General features: G+C 58.2%; 14 protein-coding genes and 3 pseudogenes. 13 read left to right on the top strand and 4 right to left on the bottom strand.

Going from position 1 to position 22,536, the window contains the following annotated elements:
* Positions 1 to 7 precede the first annotated feature (7 nt).
* Entirely contained in the window at positions 8 to 517 is a 510-nt protein-coding gene (locus EOA24_RS01490; protein WP_024505368.1) for a nodulation protein NolB, read from the bottom strand.
* A 187-nt stretch (positions 518 to 704) separates the two neighbouring features.
* Between EOA24_RS01490 and EOA24_RS01485 the strand changes: the two genes are divergently transcribed.
* Positions 705 to 1,403: a secretin N-terminal domain-containing protein gene (locus EOA24_RS01485; RefSeq protein ID WP_024505367.1), complete on the top strand. Its 699-nt coding sequence runs from the start codon at positions 705 to 707 to the stop codon at positions 1,401 to 1,403.
* Between the two features lie 301 nt (positions 1,404 to 1,704).
* A complete protein-coding gene (locus EOA24_RS01480; protein ID WP_024505366.1) occupies positions 1,705 to 3,639 on the top strand; it encodes an HrpF/NolX family T3SS translocon protein in 1,935 nt (644 codons plus the stop codon).
* Positions 3,640 to 4,776: 1,137 nt separating this feature from the next.
* Here EOA24_RS01480 and EOA24_RS41355 read toward each other — a convergent pair.
* Positions 4,777 to 4,977: a hypothetical protein gene (locus tag EOA24_RS41355; protein WP_024505365.1), complete on the bottom strand. Its 201-nt coding sequence runs from the start codon at positions 4,975 to 4,977 to the stop codon at positions 4,777 to 4,779.
* 100 nt (positions 4,978 to 5,077) lie between these two features.
* On the opposite strand from EOA24_RS41355, the pseudogene glyA reads away from it, so the two are divergent.
* The 9 genes and pseudogenes from glyA (at position 5,078) to EOA24_RS01425 (ending at position 16,248) form a co-directional block, all read left to right on the top strand.
* Positions 5,078 to 6,398: pseudogene (glyA, locus tag EOA24_RS01465) on the top strand (serine hydroxymethyltransferase).
* Between the two features lie 57 nt (positions 6,399 to 6,455).
* Positions 6,456 to 7,631 (top strand): methionine adenosyltransferase, encoded by a 1,176-nt coding sequence (gene metK / locus EOA24_RS01460; RefSeq protein WP_063169265.1) that lies wholly within the window; start codon positions 6,456 to 6,458, stop codon positions 7,629 to 7,631.
* 100 nt (positions 7,632 to 7,731) lie between these two features.
* Positions 7,732 to 8,745 carry an adenosine kinase gene (locus EOA24_RS01455; protein WP_126063919.1) on the top strand — a complete coding sequence of 338 codons (1,014 nt, stop codon included), beginning with the start codon at positions 7,732 to 7,734 and terminating at the stop codon, positions 8,743 to 8,745.
* Positions 8,746 to 8,810: 65 nt separating this feature from the next.
* Entirely contained in the window at positions 8,811 to 9,845 is a 1,035-nt protein-coding gene (gene tdh / locus EOA24_RS01450; RefSeq protein ID WP_126063920.1) for an L-threonine 3-dehydrogenase, read from the top strand.
* 714 nt (positions 9,846 to 10,559) lie between these two features.
* Positions 10,560 to 10,728, top strand: a pseudogene (locus EOA24_RS42745) (transposase); the annotation flags it as partial.
* Positions 10,729 to 11,540: 812 nt separating this feature from the next.
* Entirely contained in the window at positions 11,541 to 12,227 is a 687-nt protein-coding gene (locus EOA24_RS01440) for a response regulator transcription factor (RefSeq protein ID WP_024505585.1), read from the top strand.
* A 71-nt stretch (positions 12,228 to 12,298) separates the two neighbouring features.
* Positions 12,299 to 13,720, top strand: a complete 1,422-nt coding sequence (locus EOA24_RS01435) for a type II and III secretion system protein family protein (protein WP_050580548.1) — start codon at positions 12,299 to 12,301, stop codon at positions 13,718 to 13,720.
* Positions 13,721 to 13,732: 12 nt separating this feature from the next.
* Positions 13,733 to 14,293, top strand: a complete 561-nt coding sequence (locus EOA24_RS01430) for a CpaD family pilus assembly lipoprotein (protein ID WP_063169261.1) — start codon at positions 13,733 to 13,735, stop codon at positions 14,291 to 14,293.
* 83 nt (positions 14,294 to 14,376) lie between these two features.
* Positions 14,377 to 16,248 carry an acyltransferase family protein gene (locus tag EOA24_RS01425; protein ID WP_126080682.1) on the top strand — a complete coding sequence of 624 codons (1,872 nt, stop codon included), beginning with the start codon at positions 14,377 to 14,379 and terminating at the stop codon, positions 16,246 to 16,248.
* A 482-nt stretch (positions 16,249 to 16,730) separates the two neighbouring features.
* Here EOA24_RS01425 and EOA24_RS01420 read toward each other — a convergent pair whose 3' ends face one another.
* Positions 16,731 to 17,870 carry a porin gene (locus EOA24_RS01420; RefSeq protein ID WP_126063922.1) on the bottom strand — a complete coding sequence of 380 codons (1,140 nt, stop codon included), beginning with the start codon at positions 17,868 to 17,870 and terminating at the stop codon, positions 16,731 to 16,733.
* 682 nt (positions 17,871 to 18,552) lie between these two features.
* Here EOA24_RS01420 and EOA24_RS01415 point away from each other — a divergent pair.
* Both EOA24_RS01415 and hemN read left to right on the top strand, forming a co-directional pair.
* The gene (locus EOA24_RS01415) at positions 18,553 to 18,909 is read left to right on the top strand and encodes a hypothetical protein (RefSeq protein ID WP_024505577.1); all 357 of its coding nucleotides are present in this window, start codon (positions 18,553 to 18,555) and stop codon (positions 18,907 to 18,909) included.
* Between the two features lie 470 nt (positions 18,910 to 19,379).
* A pseudogene (gene hemN / locus EOA24_RS01410) lies at positions 19,380 to 20,706 on the top strand (oxygen-independent coproporphyrinogen III oxidase).
* Between the two features lie 234 nt (positions 20,707 to 20,940).
* On the opposite strand, the gene EOA24_RS01405 reads toward hemN, so the two are convergent.
* On the bottom strand, positions 20,941 to 22,536 hold a 1,596-nt coding region (locus EOA24_RS01405), incomplete at its 5' end, for an MFS transporter (protein ID WP_281059871.1).

The following is a 22,536-nucleotide window of genomic DNA, read 5'->3' as shown; positions in this document are numbered from 1 at the left end:
GCGCGGTTCAGCCTTCCTTCAAAAGTTTATTCACGGATGATGTGACGCCGCTGACGCCTTTGGAGATAAGCGCCACCTGGGTGACGCCGTTGTAAACATCCCGAAGACCAGCCATCATCGTTTCGAAGTCTTGCCCTTGTTGGGGAATGCCCGAGATTCCGGTTCCCGCCTCACCTGGAACGGGAAGCTTCTGCGCCGGTCCCGGTAGAGCGCCCTTCGAAAGGGCTATGTCATGGTCGAGCGCGGGGAAGGAAACAGTGTTGTGTGGATATAGGGAGGAAATCGTCTGCAACACGCGATCGCCCATGCCGCTCGTCGGCGCAGCCGCGCGCTGAACATCCATCGCCGCAGCAACTGGCGCCGCACTCGCTGGCCCCGCGGCGGCATCGTTTTTCAGCGAGTCGGCTGCATGCCCTAAGGCGCGCTCAAACTGGGCCTGCTCGACAATCGACGGTGATCCGACCCTGGGGAGGCCAGCCGTTAGAGTGGCAGAGATCGACGTGACAGGCATCATCATGTAAGGACTCGGTTGCTCTCTCTGACCGGGCGAGCCCCGCCCATTCATCACCCGGTGTCGGCGCAACACTCCTAGGGGGGCAAGCTGACAACAAGCTGACTAACGGCGGCGTCATTTCGACAATCTAAAATCTCTTCGGCAATTTAGTCACTTGTGATGATTTCAGCGTTTGGTTTATCAGTGCGACATGCCGAGAACGCTTATCCAACCCGTCACCCTGCATGTTTTGAGACTTCTTTGTGCCGGGTTTTTTCTGTCCACCGGGATTCACCCGGCGCATGCAGTCCCGCTGTCCCTTCCGGCGACACCCTATAGATACACGGTTCTGGATCAGGAGCTCGCTGCAGCGTTGCAGGAATTCGGCAACAACCTGAATATCAGGGTCAACATCAGTCCTGCGGTGAAGGGGCGAATTCGCGGACGTATGCCTGATTTGCCACCGCGCGCGTTCCTCGACCGCTTGACGAACCTTTACGGTCTACAATGGTACTATGACGGCCTTGTGCTCTATGTGTCTGCTGCACAAGAATCGCAAACTCGAATGCTTTTGATGACGTCGATTCGCTTCGATGCGTTCAAGGGGGCTCTCGACAAGCTTGATATCTCCGACGAGCGCTATGTGGTCAAACCCGTGCCAGGCAATGGCCTCGTCTTCGTTTCCGGTCCACCGCGCTTCGTCGCACTCGTGGAGCAGACCTTTAACGGCTTGGTGGCGCAGGCGCAGGCGCAGACTCACATAGCGGCAACGCCAAAGGAATCAGTGCTGATCTTGTTTCGCGGCTCCTCCACTACGGTCGTTCGCGACGGACGACCGGATGCTTCTTATTCTTCTGACATCCCACAACAGGATAGCGTTGGCGGGAAGCCTGAGCTGGGCAAGAAATGAACATTGAGGATTTCCCGCAGCTCTGAAGAACATGACTGCGGCTACCCCTTTGTGAACTCTTCGCAAACTCGTCAGTTTCTCGAAAGCTAATCCGCTCATGATGAGTCCCGGCAGCTCTCGCGGTGACTCCGGCCATTGTGTTGGACCGAACCTTGGAGCCGGCCCGGAACACAGCAATTGAAGGCAGGGCAGGCGCATTCGTGACCTGCCGACGCTTGGAATTGTCGAATTTTGTGAAACGCAAGGGATCTTCTGTCGGGGTCTCTTGTGGGGATTTCAACGTCACGTCTGAGGATGCATAATGTCGGCCAGTAATCTTTCAACTTTCTACCGCTCAAATTCGCTACAGTCCGCAAGGGGTTGGCCGGGCCTGAAAGTTTCCCATTTTGCGACCCAGCATCAGCAAAGTGCATCGTGCTTCGAAGCGATGCTGTCCACTTGTGTGCTGGCAGACAAGCCCGGCTCTTTCGCGCAAGGGGATCTGCCAGCGTCGAATCTTGATTCGACAATGGATAAATTGCGGCAGGACCCTTTGGGCCATCTGGCACCGGATGTCTTGACATTGAATGGCTTGGAGCAACACCCACTGGATCTGCTGCCGCCAAATATGAGGGCGGCTCTCAAGGAGGACCAATCGCAACGCTCCAAGGCGACTGAAGCCCAACATCTGCTCGGCGTCACTCCGAAGATCGAGCCGGCTCCCAGGCCGAGCCCCGGAATCACGTGGAACGGTGGGTCGCTGACCACGGCTGAGTTGCAGATTGTTGCGGTACTCAACCGTCACAAGGACCAATGCCCGCTTACTTGGAAGTCGTTGACCGACAAAGCCAATGATCCCTCTACGCCACCGGATCTGAAAGCGGCGATCCAGGGACTGCAGCAGGATTCGGGACTTTTTTATGCGATTGGCTCGCAGGGCGACGGCCGCTGTGGAGGCAAGATCAACGCCAAGGACTTGGCCGGATTTTCAAACCACCACCCACAAGTTGCTGCATTTCAGGAAGCCCAAGCGCGAAGCTACGAGCAGAACTACATACCATCCGACGGCAGCGGAGGTTTGCAGCCTTCGGTCATGACCTTGAGCGATGCCTTGCGGGAGTTTTACCGGTACTCCGAAAATCTGTCCAAGGACCTGAGTCTGGATGAGTTCAAGAAAATGGTCGGCGGCGAATCGAAAAACGGCAAATTTCCGCCCCAGGTCATTGCGGCGGCGCAATATTTCCTCGATCACCCCGATGCTTGGAACCAGTTGTGCGGTGGCTCGAAAGGGAAGATGCACAAAGAGGATTTCCTGCAAGTCGCCTCATCGTCGATGAGCCTCACGCAAACTGAGCTGAATACGGTCGAGATGATCAAGGACCATCAGGACACGTTCTTTGGAAGCGGTGTTCTGACTCGCGACAAACTGGCGAAAATGAAAGACGACAAGAGCCTTGATCCGAAAGTGCGGGAAGCAGCCTCTCAGCTCCTTTCAGATCCTCTTCTGTTTGGCCTCCTGAACAATTCGATCACGGGCTATAAGACCCATCATAAATTCTTCGACTTTGGCGGCGGGCATACGGTTGATTCCGGCAATATCAGCAAAAAAGACTTTGCCCATTTTTGCACAAACATGTCGTCTGCGAACCGCAACGTTCAGCAGCCAATCACCCACGGCGCCCAAACCGCAGAAGAGCAGAATGCCGTCGCGGACATGAAGATGGGCCTGATGGACCAGCCTGACATTAAGTCAGCCAAAAAGAACGGCGGGGCCGTCATGCACGTCGTCGACTCCGTGCTCAAAATCGAGACGAAAGTGCTCGACTTGGCGGCAACGGCGGTGGGACTGCTCAGCTTCATTCCGGGCCTCGGACAAGTAGCCGATCTTGCCTCGATGGTTCTCGAGGCTGAGTCGCAAGCAGCCAATCTCCTGCGTACGGCCATTAACGGAGGCGATATGAAGCGAGCGCTGGAGGAAGCTGGCCTCAATATGGCCGCGCAGGCGATCGGCCTTATCGCAGGCCCCGAGGTCAAGCTGGCCATTCGAAATGGGCTCGTAAAGCACCTGATGGAAGAGGCCTTGGCGGCAGGCATTGATCTTTCGGTCTCGACGGCGCAGGACTACGCAGAAGGCTATGTGAATAACCTCAAAGCGCGCCTTGCAGGCGGCCCTGAGCAAAGCCTAGGCCTTCCGAGCATGCCATCATTCCAGAGTGTGGCAAGCAATGTGCCCTTCGTCGGCATTGCCTTATCCTAGCCGTCGCCTTGCGCGGAAGCTTTGGCTCGCGCGCTGACATAAGGGTCATTGTGGCACAAGCAGGGGTTCATCCGCATCAACGCAGCGGTGTTCCTGACGCCATCTGGATCGGACTGTGAGGGGGATGTCCGAAGTCTGTGAAGGCTTCGGTATATGACGACTTCAGAGTTACGCTGAGCCCAGCCATCTCGAGCCGGTGCGCCGGGTCGAGGTTTTCACGGGCGCCGGCCGGCAGCGGGAATGGTCTCCGGAAGGCACGGCGCGGATGGTGGCGGAGCGGCGCAGCCGAAGGAACGGCTGTCGCGCGCCCAGGGCGGCCTCCCGAACAGCAGACGATGATCTCCTGCCTTGGGCCTATATCCTTGTGCCCACGCTCAAGGCAGTCGGCTGAAAACAGCGCTGATTTAAAACAGCATTATCCTGCACTGCACCCTCGATCCTTGCGCTCACCGATCGCTCGTCGACACGCACGCGGTCAAGTCGTTATCGGCGCTATGCCGATGGGCTTCGAGAGCAAGGTGGACGCTGAGCGGTGCGTCAGCCTCAGGGCGCGGCTGGCCAGCTTTGGGTCTCACGCTCTATGACGGCAACACCCGGCTGATCAACTTGGCCTGTTCGCGGGCTCCCGGCAGCGGCGCGGAAGCCACGGTCCGCCTTCCTCGGCTTCAGGCCAAAGATACCGCAGCATGCTCCAGAGCTATGTCTGCCGCCTCCGCCCCATCGTCGCTGGTCATGTGGAAAGGACAAGCAGGCTACGCACCCCATAATCCCGTCGGGCAGGATTCGACAGTCGACGGCGAGACATTCGCCAAACCTCACCCTTGATTCTCAGCAACGTTAAAAAAAATTCACATAATGTTCGTGAGTGTAGTCTCCTGTCAGGTGGTACATTAGCCCCAATATCTGGCGTCTTAGTCGTAGAAAGGACTGTGATCCATCTTCCATTAGCATCCATACCAGCGGATTTACAGCAAATGACGAGAGAGGTCTCATGCGGATTGATGGGGATAGAAGGGCTAGCGGCTTGCTGCATCCCGTCCGGGTTGATGCCAACCAATGTTGACACTGGTAAATCGCCTAAGGACGGCAGCGCATCTTGATCGCCTTCGAATCCTGGGCCTTTGCGCGCATGCGGATCTAACCGTCGGCGAGCTGGCCGATATTACCAGTCTGCCTCGCGAGCAGGTTCGACGCCACGTTCGGCGGCTGGGCAGAGCCAACTTTCTTTGCTGCAACGAACAACGTCCGCAGTCTTCGTACCATATGCAAGCAGGAGGCAAGGATGGCGGGCTGGCTCAATTGGTGGTCGATCTCCTGCCCCACGATGATGGCCATCATAAAAGAGACCTACAACGCCTGGAAGCAATACAAGACGCGCGGTTGAAGGGACCGCCTGCTTGATCGTGAAATAGATCAGTCCAAATGGAGCGCGACTACCATGGATAACTCCGCCGGCGGCGCCATCGCGCAGCCCGACACTTACGGGCGGCCTCACTTAGCCGCCGTCGACTCCCGCGTTCACGAACTGCTTCTAAGACAGGAGCGTCAGGAGCGGACAACTCTCAAACTGATCGCCTCCGAGAACTTTGCCTCCTCGGCGGTGTTGGAAGCGACCGGGTCGATTTTCACCAACAAGTATGCCGAGGGATACCCCGGTGCGCGCTACTACGCCGGAAACGAGATCGTCGATGAGCTTGAGACCCTCGCGATCGAGCGCCTGAAAGCGCTATTTGGCAGTGAACACGCCAACGTCCAGCCTTATTCAGGCTCGCCAGCCAACCAGGCTGTCTATCGCGCGCTTTTGAGCCCCCGTGACAAAGTCATGGGCTTGCCTTTACCCGAAGGCGGCCATCTGACTCACGGTTGGTCCGTCAATTTTTCCGGCAGCGATTATCAGCGCGTCCCGTACAGGCTGCACGAAAAGACACAGCAAATTGACTATGACCACTTGCGCGAGACCGCCAAGCGGGAACGCCCGAAGCTAATTTGGGTCGGCGGAACTGCTTATCCGCGTATTTTTGACTACGCGGCAATGGCCGAAATTGCTTCGGAGGTGAACTCGTATCTGGTGGCTGACATCGCCCACATCTGCGGCCTGGTTGTCGCAGGAGTGCATCCGAACCCCGTGTCCCATTGCGATGTGGTCACCAGCACCTCTCACAAGTCGATCCGCGGTCCCCGGGGTGGCTTCATTTTATCAAGGAATGAAGACCGTTATCAGCCCCTCCATCATCCGAAGAGCAAACACAATCTGCGCCGTGTTCCCTCTTCTGCAAGGCGGACCGCATATGAATACTATCGCCGCGCTTGCCGTCGCTTTGCAGGAAGCAGCGAACTCGTCCTTTCGTGTCTACGGTCAGCAGATCGTCCACAACGCCAAGGCTCTGGCCCAGGCGCTTCTGGAGCGAGGTTATGAACTCGTCACTGGGGGCACTGACAATCACATGCTGATCCTTGATCTTCGGGACCGGCCGCTGTCAGGCAAAGCCTATGCGGAGCGCTTATCGCGTGCAGGCATCATTGCGAATTTCAATATGGTCCCGGGCGACCGGCGGCATCCGGCGCTGACAAGCGGCATCCGCTTAGGGACACCAGCGGTGACGTCCATGGGCATGCGCGAAACGGAGATGGTGCAGATCGCCGCTTTCATCGACTCGGTCTGCCGCCAGCCCGATGACCAGGAAGTTCATGCGAGCGTACGAAGAGACGTTGCCGACTTCTGCACTGCGTTCGATGTTCCCGGCATCCGCGACCGATAAGCCACCCCAATCCAGAAACTCCTCACTAACTCCAGCACTTGAAGCGAGGGCATTTTTATGACCAGGCAGTTCGTGTTCTCTTCCGAATCCGTCGGCGCGGGACACCCCGACAAGATGGCAGACAACATCTCCGATGCCATTCTCGATGCGGTCCTGCGCACCGATCCGAAGGCGCGCGTCGCCTGTGAAGTGTTGGTGAAGACGGGGATGGTCGTTGTGGCTGGCGAGATCACCAGCCATGCCCACATCGATTACAGCCAAGTCGCCCGCGATACGATACTCGATATTGGCTACGACGATGATGCGATTGGCTTTGATGGTCGACGTTGCGCCGTCGTTCTGGCCCTCACCGAGCAGTCGCCCGACATAAGCCAGGGCGTTGATGAAGGACGAGGGCAGGATCTCGGGCAAGGGGCAGGGGATCAGGGCATCATGTTTGGATTCGCATGCAACGAGACGGATACATTGATGCCCCTGCCGATCCAACTCGCTCACCATTTGACGAAAAGACAGGCCGAGGTCCGGAAAGCGGGACAGCTTGGCTGGCTGCGTCCGGACGTGAAATCTCAAGTGTCGGTACGCTACGAAGGGCTCCGCCCGGTGGCGCTGGATACCATAGTCCTGTCAACGCAGCATGACGAAGCGGTCTCACAAGCCACGGTCCGCGAAGGCGTCATTGAGGAGATCATAAAACCGGTCCTGCCGGCCCACCTGGATACTTCGGGGATCAGATTTCTGGTCAACCCAACAGGGCGGTTCGTGGTCGGTGGGCCTGCCGGCGACTGCGGCCTCACAGGACGGAAGATCATCGTCGATTCCTACGGTGGGACCGGGCGTCACGGCGGCGGTGCCTTTTCGGGCAAGGACCCATCCAAGGTTGACCGCTCGGCGGCCTATGCCGCCCGGTATGTCGCGAAGAACATCGTTGCCAGCGGCCTTGCAGAGGTCTGCGAGGTTCAGCTTGCCTACGCGATCGGCGTGGCCAGTCCGGTTTCTGTCATGGTCAATACCTTCGGAACCGCAAGGATCGAGGAAAAAAGGATCGAGCGCCTTGTTCTCGAGGTTTTCAATCTCCGACCGAAAGGCATCATCAAGATGCTTGATCTCTTACGGCCGATATACCGCAAGACGGCGACATACGGACACTTCGGGCGTGAAGAGCCTGAGTTCACTTGGGAGAAGACGGACAAAGCTGACGATTTGCTGCGTGAAGCCGGACCGGCAGCTGCGTGAGGGCGGCTGGATCAAGCGCATGCGGCAACCCATTTCAACTCGCGAGACCACGCCCGGCCGGCGTGGCAAGAAGCCGGCTCGGGTTTTGGCGGAGATTTTGATGCCGGATTATGACGTGCTTTGCATCGGCAATGCCATTGTCGACATCATCGCCCAGTGCGACGAGGAATTCCTCGAGACCAACGGCATCATCAAGGGCGCGATGAACCTCATCGACACACAACGCGCCGAACTGCTCTACAGCCGCATGGGTCCGGCGATCGAAGCGTCCGGCGGCAGCGCCGGCAACACGGCGGCCGGCGTCGCCAGCTTTGGCGGCCGCGCGGCCTTCTTCGGCAAGGTCTCCAACGATGCGCTGGGCGAAATCTACGCCCACGACATCCATGCGCAGGGCGTCGCCTTCGGCACCACGCCGCTCAAGGGTGAGCCGCCGACGGCGCGCTCGATGATCTTCGTCACGCCCGACGGCGAGCGCTCGATGAACACCTATCTCGGCGCCTGCGTCGAGCTTGGCCCTGAGGATGTCGAAGCCGACAAGGCGTCCGGCGCCAAGGTCACCTATTTCGAAGGCTATCTGTGGGACCCGCCGCGCGCCAAGGAGGCAATCCGCCAGACGGCGAAGCTGGCGCACGCGGCAGGCCGAGAAGTGTCGATGACGCTATCGGATTCGTTCTGCGTCGACCGCTACCGCGACGAATTCCTCGACCTGATGCGCTCGGGCACGGTCGACATCGTCTTTGCCAACAGCCACGAGATCAAGTCGCTCTACCAGACATCGTCGTTCGACGAGGCGCTGGCCCAGATCCGCAAGGATTGCCGGATCGCCGCCGTCACCCGCTCGGAAAAAGGCTCGGTGATCGTGCGCGGCGACGAGACCGTGGTGATCAAGGCGACCGCCATCAAGGAACTGGTCGACACGACGGGCGCCGGCGATCTCTATGCCGCCGGCTTCCTGCATGGCTACACGCAAGGCCGCGACCTGCAGACTTGCGGCGACCTTGGCTCACTGGCAGCCGGATTGGTGATCCAGCAGATCGGCCCCAGGCCCCGTCAGAATTTGCGCCGCGAGGCCGAGCAGGCGGGGCTGACCATTCCGGACGTTCAAACGAGTTAGTGGCCTACCTTCCCGTTGTGCAGGCTATCTCGCCAGAAGCGCAATCACGGAATAGGGAAATCCTGATGTCGAACATGATGAAGGCGCTTGTGAAGGCCAAGGCCGAACCGGGCATCTGGATGGAAGAGGTGCCGGTGCCGGAAATCGGCCCCAACGACGTGCTGATCAAGATCAAGAAGACGGCGATCTGCGGCACCGACGTGCACATCTACAATTGGGACCAGTGGGCGCAGAAGACGGTGCCGGTGCCGATGGTGACGGGCCATGAATTCGTCGGCACCGTTGCCGATTTCGGCGCAGCGGTCACCGAATACAAGGTCGGCCAGCGTGTATTGGGCGAAGGCCACATCGTCTGCGGCCATTGCCGCAACTGTCGCGCCGGGCGAGGGCATCTGTGCCGCAACACACTCGGCGTCGGCGTCAACCGTCCAGGCGCCTTCGGCGAGTATCTGGCGATCCCGCAGCACAATGTCGTGCCGATCCCCGACGATGTGCCCGATGAGATTGCCGCGATCTTCGATCCCTTGGGCAATGCCGTCCACACCGCATTGTCCTTCGATCTGGTCGGCGAGGACGTGCTGGTGACTGGCGCCGGGCCGATCGGCATCATGGGCGCGCTCGTCGCCCAATGCGTCGGCGCGCGCAAAGTGGTCATCACTGACATCAACCCGGTGCGGCTGGCGCTAGCCAAGAAACTCGGCGTCCAGCATGTCGTCGACGCCTCGAAGGAGAAGCTGCGCGACGTCATGCCGGTGCTCGGCATGACCGAGGGGTTCGACGTCGGGCTCGAAATGTCAGGCGCCGCCCCCGCTTTCCGCGACATGATCGACACCATGAACAATGGCGGCAAGATCGCCATTCTGGGCATCGCGCCGACCGGCTTCGAGATCGACTGGAACAAGGTCATCTTCAAGATGCTGCATCTCAAAGGCATCTACGGCCGCGAGATGTTCGAAACCTGGTACAAGATGATCGCGCTTGTGCAGGGTCCGCTGGATGTCTCCGGCCTGATCACCCACCGCATCGGCATCGACGATTTTCAGATCGGTTTCGATGCGATGAAGAGCGGCAGTTCCGGCAAGGTGGTGATGGACTGGTAGGGATTGCCTTGGCCGCTATTCAGGAAAAGCTGACGACAGCACCTCTGGTCCGCCGGACATTTTCCAACTAGGGGAACATGGCTGGGTGGAGAGCTATGGCTCCGCTACGTGCGCTCGCTAATCATACACGGCGACGTATCGCGGCCCACCCGGTGACGGTCGATGGGGCAATTCGCTTCAGTCGATGACGGAAACCCGGTGAACCGATGCTGAGGCCCCGACGCGATCGTCTATTTCCTATGATCTGCGATTGAGGTCGAGGTGTTGCCGCTTTCAGCGGGTAAAATGCGATAGACGACTTCCGGTACCCTTCCGGTCAGCGAAAAGGAAGGCAACGAGCCGCATTGCCTCAAGCAAAATGTTACCAATAGTGTCCTGTTCCAAAGGGGATGGACAGGTCGTGCCATTCCGGTTCGGGGGAAGGATGGCGCGGCTCAGCATGGCGACACGGTGAAGCGGCGATCGTGGAGCTTTATTGCGGCGTTGACAAGCGGCGCATTCTGGATGAGTTCGAGGCGGTAACCGGCTATTATTCGCAAGCGCGCGATCCGTCTTATGAACCGTCGTGAGCAGAGGCCGTCTGCGGGCAAGAGCCGCAGCCGCTGTTACGGCAGCGATGTCCGCGACGCGCTCATCGTGTTGTGGGAGGATTCGGAGCGGCTGGGTCCGCATCGACGCTCGCGGCGGCCAGCGCCGCCGGGCAGGAATGAGTTCGCAGTTCGCCGCTCGGTGCCAGCCCGCACCTTCGGCGATTGGAAAGATCCGCCGCCCGGCTTTGTTGAGCGCATTCGGGCACGTCTTCGTCAGGGAGCTTCGTGCAGACGATGGTGCTGACCGGATTGCCGCCGGCTGGACCGATTGCATTCCGCTCCGCACGCGCGACAGCGGCAATGTGATCATGGCGATCAAGCAGGCCCGCTCCCGGTTTCGCTGACCCTGTGCTGCTGTTTGCCGGCATCCGCCCGCACAGGAAGAGCTTGTAAAAGCGGTCGGTGCGGAAATCGAGGAGCCGTTGGTCGTCGATCTTCAGCCTGAACGCGGTCGTTTGCTGGTGCCGCAAATCGGCTGTTGCATGTACATCCCTGTCAGACGTCAGTTTTCCTCGCCTATTTTGGTGTCGAGCGCGAAGTGCTCCAACCAGATTGCAAGGCTTTTTGGAAATGAGAGCGGCTTTGCGCAGGGCGCTCCGTTGTTGAGCATTCAAGCTACCAAGCCAATGACGCGCAGGTTCCACCAGGCTCGCCAGCCTTGAAGGACAGCGAAAAAAGCAGAGCACGACAGACACAACAGTGCATCAGGACGCCGCAGTCGTTGAAGATGGTGCGCTGCATCCATACCGTGGATGCATTCGATCCAAATAATCGATTTGTTCAATCAGTTTCTCGAAAGCTAACCCTACCCTCTGTGGGAATCGGGCTCTGAGCCGCGACGCTGCCTTGCGAGCGCAGGGGCTGCACGTAGGAGAGATGATGCAACGAGAAATCGCACGCGGGTTGCTGGCCTCGTGGGTTCGCCGACCGGCGTATTTGAGCCCGTCAGTTGGTCCTCACCCGCGCCTATTGCCACCGAGCGACTTGCATGTCCCTCCGACTCGGACCAGTTCCGAGAGCTGCGACGAGTTGCGCGCCGTGTGCTCCGATCAGATGGCCGCCGGTGACGCGTTCGATGGGCCGTCCCTCTTCGAGAGGAGATGAAATGCGAACGCTGCTCGTGGATCATCATGCGGATCTTGCGCGCGCCATGCGACTTGCGCTCGGGGATGGCGGCTTCGTCGTTGATGTCGTTGGTACTCTGGAACTGGCTTCGAGTGCATTTTCTTGCGCCAGCTATGAAATTCTCCTGCTGGAATTGGCTCTGCCAGATGGCGATGGCTTGGGTTGGCTGAGGCAGTTGAGGACCCACGGGCATTCAGTTCCTGCCGTCATTATGAGCAGCCTTAACGATCTCGATAAGCGAATTGCGATCTTCAACGGTGGTGCGGACGACTTTCTGCTCAAACCCATCTCTACCGATGAGCTTATTGCCAGAATGAGAGCCATTCTGCGCCGGGCGACACAGATGACCGACCTGAGGCTCGTATTTGGCAATCTCGACTTTGATCCGGTCGCCCGCCAGGTTTTCGTTGATGGGCACCCAATGATGATCGCACGTCGCGAACTCTGTATTCTAGAGCACCTGCTTAACCGGGCAGGCCGCATCGTGCCCCGTGCGCAATTGGAAGATCACCTCTATTCATTCAACGACGACGTGTCTGCCAACGCGCTTGAAGTCGGAATTTATCGTTTACGGGGACATCTGACCAGATCAGGTGCAACGCCACGGATCAAGACCATCCGAGGCATTGGTTACATCCTAGAATTGACTGACGCCTCGTCCGCATAGTTTGTCGAATCGAAAGAAGATCTATTTTGCTGATCCTTCAACATCCTTGCCATGCGCTCAATTGGCGGGCGATCGCCAACAAGGTTACAAGACCTGCAGTTCCCCGTTACCTGGGCCATCTCCTCTGCGCGCTTATTGTGACTTTCCCACTTGGTGTCGCGGCGCAAAACAAGCAGGACAAAGGCCCGCCGCATGCGGCTTCGAATAGCATCAACGCCACGCTGACCCTTTCCTCTTCGCTCGGGGAGACCGTTCATCTGCCCGCGCCAGCCACGACCATCTTTGTTGCTGACCCCACGATCGCGGATTTTCAGGCGCCATCGAGCAAAACAATCTTCGTCTTTGGCAAGAAATCGGGGCGGACCAGCCTATTCGCCTTGGATGGCAATGGCGAGCCTCTCGCCGAATTGCGTATCGTTGTCACGCAACCGATCGGGGATTTACGCGCCATGTTGCGGGAGCAGGTCGGCGACTATCCCATCCGCGTCAACTATACGCCGCGCGGCGCAATCCTTAGCGGGACGGCGCCCGACGCAGAGGTCGCCGACACCGCAAAAAGAGTCACTGAGCAATATCTGGGCGACGGAGCGCAAGTCGTCAACAACATCAAGGTCGCTGGATCCCTGCAAGTTAACCTCAGCGTGCGCGTAGCCGAAGTCTCACGCAGCGCCATGAAGTCACTCGGCGTCAACTTGTCCGCCTTCGGTCAAATCGGCAATTTCAAAGTGGGCGTTCTAAGCGGAAGCGCTGCAAGCGCTGGGTCTGGTTCAACCCAGGGTGGCGGTACAGCAGAAATCGGATTCGACAACGGTGCCGTCAACGTCAGCGCGGTTCTCGACGCGCTCGCCAAGGAGCATATAGCTTCCGTCCTGGCTGAGCCGAACCTCACCGCTATGTCGGGTGAAAAGGCCAGCTTTCTCGCGGGCGGCGAATTTCCCATTCCTGTCCTGCAGGAAAACAGGCAGGTATCGGTTGAATTCCGTCACTTCGGCGTCAGTCTGGAATTTGTGCCGACAGTTCTCAGCAACAATCAAATCAACATTCACGTAACGCCCGAAGTCAGTGAACTGTCGACGCAAGGTGCCGTGCAAATCAACGGAATTTCCGTGCCGGCAGTTTCCACGCGCCGAGCCGATACGGTCGTCGAACTCGCCAGCGGCCAGAGCTTCGCAATCGGCGGTCTAATCAGGCGGAACGTCAACAATGATGTCAGGGCCTTTCCCTGGCTCGGAGAACTGCCGATCCTGGGACCGCTTTTTCGCTCGACCTCGTTTCAAAAAGAGGAGTCAGAACTGGTCATTCTAGTTACGCCTTACATTGTAAGACCAGGCTCCAACCCAAACCAGATGAGCGCACCGACCGAGCGGGCGGCACCGGCTTTGAACGGAGGGGGCGCTCCGACGAATTCCGTGACAAGTCCCCCGCGAGACCGCGCTGCTATCCGTGCGGGCGCGCCAAGCGCCCAGGGCGGTCTCGGCTTCATCATCGAATAGTGTCATCCAAAGATGTTGCGTTTTATAATCCTCTTTGTCGCTCTGGCACCAAGCGTAAGTGGCTGCACAAGCACTACGCCAGTTGATGTCGAACCATCGGCACCAATGCTTGTCCGAGAGGAGACCACCGTCCTGACGTTGCAAAGCCTGCGCGCTTCCGAACGGCAGCGTTTGCGTGTTTTCCTAGACAAGGCCAGTCGCGGCCGGTTCGATGCCATCCACCTCCTCATCAGCGGTTCGCCCCAGCTCAGCGCAGGGGTAGCCCATCAGGCCAGGCAGTTGGCAATCGAAGAAGACAACATTCAATTGCGCGATCAACACGACGCCGGCTCAGTGCGAATTGAGGCGATTGTCTATCACGCCCGTCCGCCGGTCTGTCCCTCATATGGTGCCTTACCCAATGAAGAATCCTTCAAACAGCCGCTTGGTTGTTCGACAGGACATAACCTGGCCGTGATGGTCAACGATCCGCGCGATCTGCTCGACAATCAGGCCGTCAAGGCCGGCGATGGCGATCGTGCTTCTGTACCAGTTGCAACTTACAGAACATTCGGGACGGATAAAGGTGGCTGATACCGCCCTTATCTCGGCAGCACTCCTACCGGAGATTGAAAGCTTCCAATCGCGTCCTGATCTAAAATAAAAGGAACCGCTGGATGCAATATAGGCGCTATATCGAGGGCCTTAGGGCCGTTGCTGTACTTCCGGTCGTACTCTTTCATTTCGGAATTTCGGCGATCCCGGGTGGCTTTAGCGGGGTCGATATCTTCTTCGTCATCTCCGGCTACCTAACCAGCGGAAGCCTCCTGGATGACCTTGAACGCGGCCAATTTTCCATCGTCAACTTCTACTGGCGCCGTGCCCGGCGCATTCTGCCGGCGCTCGTCTTTGTGATGCTTCTCACCTGCATTGCAGCATTGTTCATTCTTCTGCCACCGGATCTGCGCGGATTCAGTCTTAGCATCATAGCTACCTCGACCTTCTGGTCGAACGTTTTCTTCTGGAAAACGTCAAGTTACTTCTCTATCGATGCCGCGCTTCTACCACTGTTGCACACTTGGCCGCTTTCCGTAGCGGAGCAGTACTACATCTTCGCACCAATCCTGATGTTCCTAATCTATCGCTACATCGGGAAGCGCTGGCTGACGACACTTCTTCCGATAATTCTCTGCAGCTTCGTAGTGGCGGTGATGGCGACATCGCTGGCACCCACCGCCGGATTCTATCTGCTGCCGACCCGAATCTGGGAACTCATGTTGGGCGCCCTGCTCATGCTCAAATGCCCCTCGCCGCTGGGCAACCGATTCCTGATGGAGTCGGTGGGGGTGGCCGGATTTGGCCTTCTCGCCATCGGGTTCTTCGCGATTTCGGCGAGTGATCCGTTCCCAGGCTACAACGCCTTGTATCCATGCATCGGAACGGCCCTTCTGATCTATGTTGGCCAAAATACCCCCTCGACGGTCGCCACCCGCATGCTCGAAGTCCGGCCGCTGGTCTGGATTGGGCTCATCTCGTATTCGTTGTATCTTGTTCACTGGCCTCTCAATGCGTTCGCGCACTATCTTTCGTTCCAAAAACTCGATCCGTTGATGACCGGTGCGATGTTGGTGGCAAGCCTCGCATTGGCTGCATTCTCCTGGAAGTTTGTAGAGCAGCCGTTTCGACAGAAGAGGGCCTTCACCTCCCCGGGGCCTATCTTCGCCTTTTCAGCGCTCGCGATCGTTGTCCTTTGTGCCGGCGGAGCGGCGGGGGCGCTCGGCAATGGCTTTCCGCAACGGTTTCCGGACTATGTCCAGCGGCGCATTTCCGTCGGGGACTGGAGGAATGGCATCTGTTTCAACGAGGGCACCAGCCGGATCGAAAGCTGGAATATGGAGGATTGCACGCGCACCAGCGGTTTTCCAACAACGGTTTTTTTGTGGGGCGACTCCTTCGCCGCGCACTATGTTTCCGGCTTGGGTGCTAACATAAATCGATTGCAGGCGAACATCGTTGAATATACGTACGCCAGCTGCGCGCCGATACTCTATTACTACCCTTACGATCGTCTTGATTGTGTCCGGTTCAATCGCAAGGCCTTGGACGTCATCTTGGAAGCGGACATCAAGACGGTTATCCTCAGCGGTAGATGGAGTGACTATGAGGTCAGAGGTTTCGACGGTCTTCAGCAAACAATCGCTACGCTTCGTGCCCTGGGCGTGCGCGTGTTTGTCATCGGCCAGTCTCCGCAGTTCCCAACTGACGTCCGGAAAATTGCGTTCTTCGCCAAGCGCCAAAATCTGGACGATACGTCCTGGCCGATCGCGATGGACCCCGACATCAACGAACGTGTGCGCTCATTTACCAAAGGCGCCACATTCATCGATCCGCTGAAATTCCTGTGCAGCGCAGGACGCTGCGCCTATTCCGATAGAGGAGAGTTTTTATATTTCGACTATGGTCATTTCTCTTCAGCCGGCGCCACACTGGCAATCTCGAAATACTGGCCGGCTTTTGGCAAGGACAATGCTCTTCCTAAGACGAAGTAGCGGCTCAGCGGCTGACAAGCACCAGTACGGGTCCCAGTGATAGCTCCTGCTTCCGCAGCAGCCGCGACGATGGAGCTGTTCAGGTTTAAGGCCCCCCGATAGTGACCTAGGATGGGTGCTGCCACGCGGCTCGGACTCAGCGTGCATTATCACGTAAATGTTGAGAGAATGAATGGCGCCGCGAAGGGCAATTCCAGCCGTCCAAAGCGACAGGCGTGTCGCGGCCTCGACATTGCAGTGGCGCTTACCTAACACGGCCTCACACTGCCCTCTAAGCGGCCCCGAATTTGAACTGACGGCCCCTGGCCGGTTCATCGGGCAGGTCAAGGGCTAGGTGTAGTACACAGGGCTCATAACTTTCAGTTTCTAGTTGGTACGATGGGCCGTGGACGGTCGATGCAGACTTCAAGATGGCGAACGAAGCTCTCCATGCGTGCGTTGTCGAGGCAAGTGCCTTTGCCATGCTCGCGACTGGAGAGATTTCAAAATGAGCCTTGTAAGCGGAGAATGCCGCCGACGCTGTTCGGCTTGCTCGTGCCCTTGACGGCGGTAGGCTCGGCAGGGCCGAGGCCAGAGTTGCCGTAGTGGTCGTAATCGACCTCGGCTGTGACCGTGAAGCCGGGAACGACCATGTAGGCGACGTTTGCAGCCACACCAGCATCCTTGAGCTGATCACCCGAGACCTGAAGGTTGAACGAAGTTTTCTCGTCAAACTCGTAGGTGGCGCCCGCCCAGAAAGCCCACTGGCCGTTCCAGATTTTGTACGAGCCGCGCCCATGATTGGCAATTGCGCCGTTTGAGTCCTCGTTGAGACTGGCATTGGAACCGTAGCCGAAGAGTCCAAACAGCGACAGCTGGTTTGTGACAGCGACGTCGACGCGGATCTTGCCGGCAAAAGCTTCGTAATTGCTGTCATAAGCCGCGACGCCGGTGATCGAGCCCCAGCCTTGCGTGTATTTCAAGCCGGCGACAACGTGCGGAATATAGCTGTCGATAGTACCGGCTGAGCCCGATCCTTGTTCGAGCGAAATCACAGTCGAAATGCCGTTGCCGGCGTCGAAGTGGTACTGAGCCACGTTGGTGTCGAAGCCGGCCGACGGAACGAGCATACTATCGAGAACGTCGCCAGCGTAGCTTACAAACGTATCGAAGGCCGACCCCTCCTTGCCAACTCGCAGGCCTCCCAGCTCGACCCAGGCAGAAGCCAGTGCGAGGCCGCTGTTGAAATCATAGTTCTGAGGACTGTCATGCGAGTTAGCGCTGTTGCCAAAATTCACGTGGGTTTCGGTATAGGTCGTCAACGCGCCGAGCTCGGTCTGCTGGCCGGTCCAAGTTTTGAACGTGAAGCGTGTGCTGTTTCGCCAAGTGCCTTGGTCCTCGCCAGTTCTCACGTCCGAGGTTCTTGCGCTGTCATACGATCGGACGTCACCCAGGCCGATATCGTAACGGACATAGCCGCCGATGCGCAGGCAGGTCTCGGTGTTGGGAATATAGGAATATCCCGAGCCGAGGACGTCGCAGATCTTGATGTACTCGGCCGGTTCCCGCTCGGCGCCAGCTGCTCGACCGACGGAAACGGTCATCAGAGCAGTTAAGCCGAGAAGAGGACTCTTGATGTACATGTCTAGATCTCCATGAAGGAATAAAAAGGATAGAGGCGAAAGAGCAAGCTTTTCCTCTAAATTTTGTGCGTGTTGTCTCCAATATGTGGACGCCAAAGCGCTTGACACGAGAGGTGAGCCAGCGTAAAAGCCACATGTACTTATAATAGTGTTTTCTGTTAGGAGATTCATTATCGTTTACATGTGAAACACTCCGGTCGGACCGCTGCAGCTCTCCGAAATAGAGCAGCAAGCGACATGCCAACCTGAAGCGTAAATGCGGCCGACACCAAAATCGGGCCGACGCGCCTTCGTCTCGCTGGAATCACTTTTTTTGAGGGTCACTGCGAAAAGCAATGTGCGACACGGTTCGCCATGTTCGATATGTGACAGTCTCGTTTAACAGCGACGGCTTCCCGTCTGACCGCAACGGAGGCCGCGCCATGCGCTACCGAGAAGGATCACTGCGCGTACGCTCCGCAAGGGCTGCGCCAGGAACAGAGGGCGTGCGCGTCCGAGGCGTCGCATGGTGGCCGCAGCACCTTTTCGCCGCTGTAAGTTCGCCGTGCAGGTACATTGCGCGGCCGGAAGCGAGAGGGAGCGCACCCTGAAACGGCTGCCTACGGCTCGCCTCGAGTAATTGGCGATGAACAGCATTCTCGAGAACTTAGTCTCGACGGAAAGAGCAACGAAAGGAAGCCGCTTGGACGAGCACGATCCGAAGGAAGAACCGATCGAGACCATTTTCCGCAACGGCACAATCACTGCCGTGGGTATCCTGCTTGCCTTTTCGCTCGGCTTCCTCACTCATTGGGCCGCGAACCCCTTGCCATGGCAACTCTACGATCTGTTCGCCGTAGTGCCGATCCTGCTCGGCATCGCACTGCAGATGAGAGCGCTGTCCATGCTGCTCGACATGAGTTCCTTGCGGCGCCCCATCTACGAACGCGCCAATCGCATTTTCATGGTCGGCCTCATCCAGACCGCGTGTGGCGTCGGCATGGCCATCTTGGTCGATCTTTTCGGGATATCGGTAGGGGGCACGCTGCCCGGCGCTTGACGACAAGCCACACCGCCGCTCTTCGCTCGAAGCGACGTCAAGCCGGGGAACCTTGTGCACCCCCTAGCGGCGTCCTCCTTTCATCAAATGAGCCGACGTCAGCTTTAGAGCGTCTCGGTGGCTAAAGCCGGTATGGTTTTTCGGCCGGCAGGGAAGGCCGCTGGCTGGACCTGGATGGCGTCTGAACGAGGCTTGACAGGTCCGTTGCGTCGGACATGAATTTCGCATTGCAAAGTTCTTCCGCAGACGCCTCAAGCACACTGCACTGGCGTCACGTACTACTCAGACGTTGAATGCGGCACCGCACCATCACCTCAGGCGCAACCATGGCACGCGCGCTCCCCGGCGTGGTTGACCCCATCCTGTCCAAACGAGACTGCGACATAAGCGGGACGCACTGACTTAGGTCAGAGACCAGGACGAGCGCGCAACGAAAGAATGATGGATCAGCGACGTGGGATGACAGCTCCTTGCACACCTCAATCCTGACAAAGTACCGGGACCCCCGGCCGCCTTGGTATACCATCTATCCGACTGTGCCAGACTTCTCTGCGGCAGTTGGTGCTGACGATTATGAGGAATGGCTGGGGGGCCTCCCGGCCGACGAATCGGTGTCGCTCTATTTCCACATTCCGTTTTGCCGATCCATGTGCTGGTATTGCGGCTTCCCTACCGCGGTCATCCGTCGCAACGGCCCGATCCTTAATTATTTAGCGGTGCTGCGTCAGGAGATCAGTTTGGTGTCGGAGCAAGTGCGGCAAGGGCTGCCGGTGAGCGATGTGCATTTCGGCGCGGAACGCCTCACCTTATCGGGCCAGCCGAGCACTTGGCGCTGATGGAATTTCTACGCCGCCACTTCGCTTTCAGCAAAACTGCTGCGATCACCGTGGAGATCGATCCCCGAACGTTCACACCGGAAATGGCCGAAGCCTTGGCAGCTAACGGTGTCAACCGCGCGAGCATCGGCGTGCAGAGCTTTGATCCCGATGTGCAAAGGCGATCAATCGGATCCAGAGTAAGGTGCAGACGGCCGCTGCAGTCCAAAATCTCCGCCGGCATGGCGTTGGCCATATCAACTTCGACCTCATCTTCGGTCTACCGAAACAGACTGTGCAGTCCTGCATCCAGACCGCGATGGCTGCGGTCGCCATGCGCCCCAACCGGCTTGCGGTGTTCGGATACGCGCATATTCCTTCCGTGATAAAGAACCAGCGCCTATCGAGCAGGCAGGTCTACCGGACGGCGATCTTCGCGCCGAACAGGCTGCAGCTGTCGCCGAGACACTGGTTGGCGCTGGCTACCGGGAGATCGGGCTCGATCATTTCGCTCCGCCGGACGACGAACTCGCGCTAGCGCAGAAGACCGGGCGCGCCTACGGCGTAATTCGCTGGGATACTCGGCCGATACTTGCAAAACGTGATCGGCTTAGGCGCGTCGGCTATTGGCCGAGTCCGCGAGGGGTATGTTCAGAACGAAGTAACACGGGATTCTTACGCCCGGCACATCGCAAGTGGACGTCTGGCGACATCAAAGGGTCACCGTCTGACCGACGATGACCGGGTGCGCGCAGCGATCATCGAGCGACTGATGTGCGATTTGGAGGCCGACGTGCCGACCATCTGTGCCGCCCACGAAATCGAACCAGCTCGTTTTCTCGATTCAGTTGAGAGTTTGGTGACGCTGGCTGAGGAGGGGATCCTGGACGTCGAAAACGGCTTCATCCGCGTGCGGCCGGAGCACCGCTTTGTTGTTCGCGCCGTTGCTGCTGCATTCGATGCTTTTCTCGCGAATCGATGAGTTGAGGCCACGACGCCGAAAGGCATCAAACCTTGTTTGGCGCTCGTCGGCATGGGCTCTCGCAGAAGACTCCGCAAGCGTATGCAGGGGACTTCCACTTGACGCCGCGTTCACCATCATCTCGCCTGGGTGCGCGCGAAAGCGCACAACCCGGAGCACGCTGCTCTCGGTGTGAGGCTGTGCTCTGCAAAGCACCGGTGATCCACCCTGTCCCTGGACAGCAGCTTGATGGCGTCATCTTGGAGGACGAGAAAAGATTGTCGAGGTACGGGTACGAATTGCCTCGGTCGTCCGTTCAATCGAAAGCACTGTCTGCGGAGGCACCTCTCCTTCATGCAGTGACAGGAGATGCTGGGCGACTTCCTTATCTGCTGCGGTGAGTCGATGATTTAGGCGGAGAAAGTCCATCCAGGTGGGGGTGCGGAATGTCTCCGTCCAAAGTGACGGTGTTTGCAGATTTCGCTGGAGCGTCCAGTTTCGTGCACCGGCACGGCTCTGGACGTGTCGCCGCGTGCGCATGGAGCCCAGAAAGGCCTCGATATTTTCCTCCGATATCAAATACTCGACCTTGGCCACGATAGGGCCACTTCTGGGTTTCAGATCGAGAGCCACGTCCGGCGGATGAAAAACTGAACTTTCTTGATCGGTTTCTTCCCAGGGACGGACCGGCAACACGATCCCCGCTGCTGCAACCAGCAACAGAGCGCCTGCGGCGCCCTCCAATGCTAAGGTCAAGGAATAGTTTTGCGCGACAGAACCCCAGATCCAGCTGCCAGCAGCCATACCGCCTGCGCTCAAGGCGTAGTAAATGGAGAGCGTGCGGCCTACAACCCACCTTGGGCTTGCCAACTGCACCGACACGTCAATGCCCGTCCAGGTGATAAGCCAACCCGCTCCGCCGAGCGCCAGCGAAATGGCCGCCACAGGAATCGACGATGTAAGGGCAAGGGAGAGGCAACAGACTGCACAAGCCACAGAGGCGAAGGCCACCAGCCTGTTTTGAGACGTGACCTTCCTCAAGAAGCCGTTGCCCATGCCCGCGATGAAAGCACCCATGCCGAAGCCGGCCAATAAGATACCGTAGACAATTGGCCCACTCTTCAACTGATCCCGGACGACGAGGGGGAGCAACGCCAGAATGGAGATGCTTGCCAATCCGAAAAGAGCGGCTCGGGCGGTCGCTGCCCTGATCTCCAAAGACATCGCAGTAAAGCGCACTCCGTCATGAATTGCCGTCGTCATTCTCTCACGAGGGAGAGGCGAAGAGCGGACCTCCCATTTGGTGCGCCATATCGCGCTTATGGGCGCCAGATCACTCACCGCAGCCAAGGCGAAAGCGGCCAGCGGCCCAAAGACGGCCAGGATCACGCCCCCCAAGGCCGGACCAACGCTGCGCACAATGTTGTATCCGACGGACATAAGCGTCACTGCGGCCGGAATGTCGCGTTTGTGAAGGATATCGCCGACCGAAGCGTGCCAAGCCGGATCATTCAAGGCAAAGCCGCAGCCGGCCAGGAAACCTAACCCGAGAATCAGCCAAGGACTGACAAATCCCAGACCCACAGAAATCATCAGCGTCGTCGACGCCGATGCTATCAGGCAGTGTCCCGCAAACATCACCCACCGGCGGCTGAAGTTGTCGGCAATGGCTCCGGCGAAAACTGAGAGGAAGAACACCGGCAATGTGGATGCGGCCTGGACGAGTGCCACCATGAGGTCGGACGCTGAAATCGTTGCCATAAGCCAACTGATGGCGACCGTTTGCACTAGCCAACCGAGGCTGGAAATCTGGGTGGCCGCCCAAATTGAGCGAAACACCTTGTTTCGAAA

It is taken from the genome of Mesorhizobium sp. M2A.F.Ca.ET.039.01.1.1 (genome assembly GCF_003998035.1).
Taxonomy (GTDB): Bacteria; Pseudomonadota; Alphaproteobacteria; order Rhizobiales; family Rhizobiaceae; genus Mesorhizobium.
This window is presented reverse-complemented; position numbering and strand designations above follow the sequence as displayed.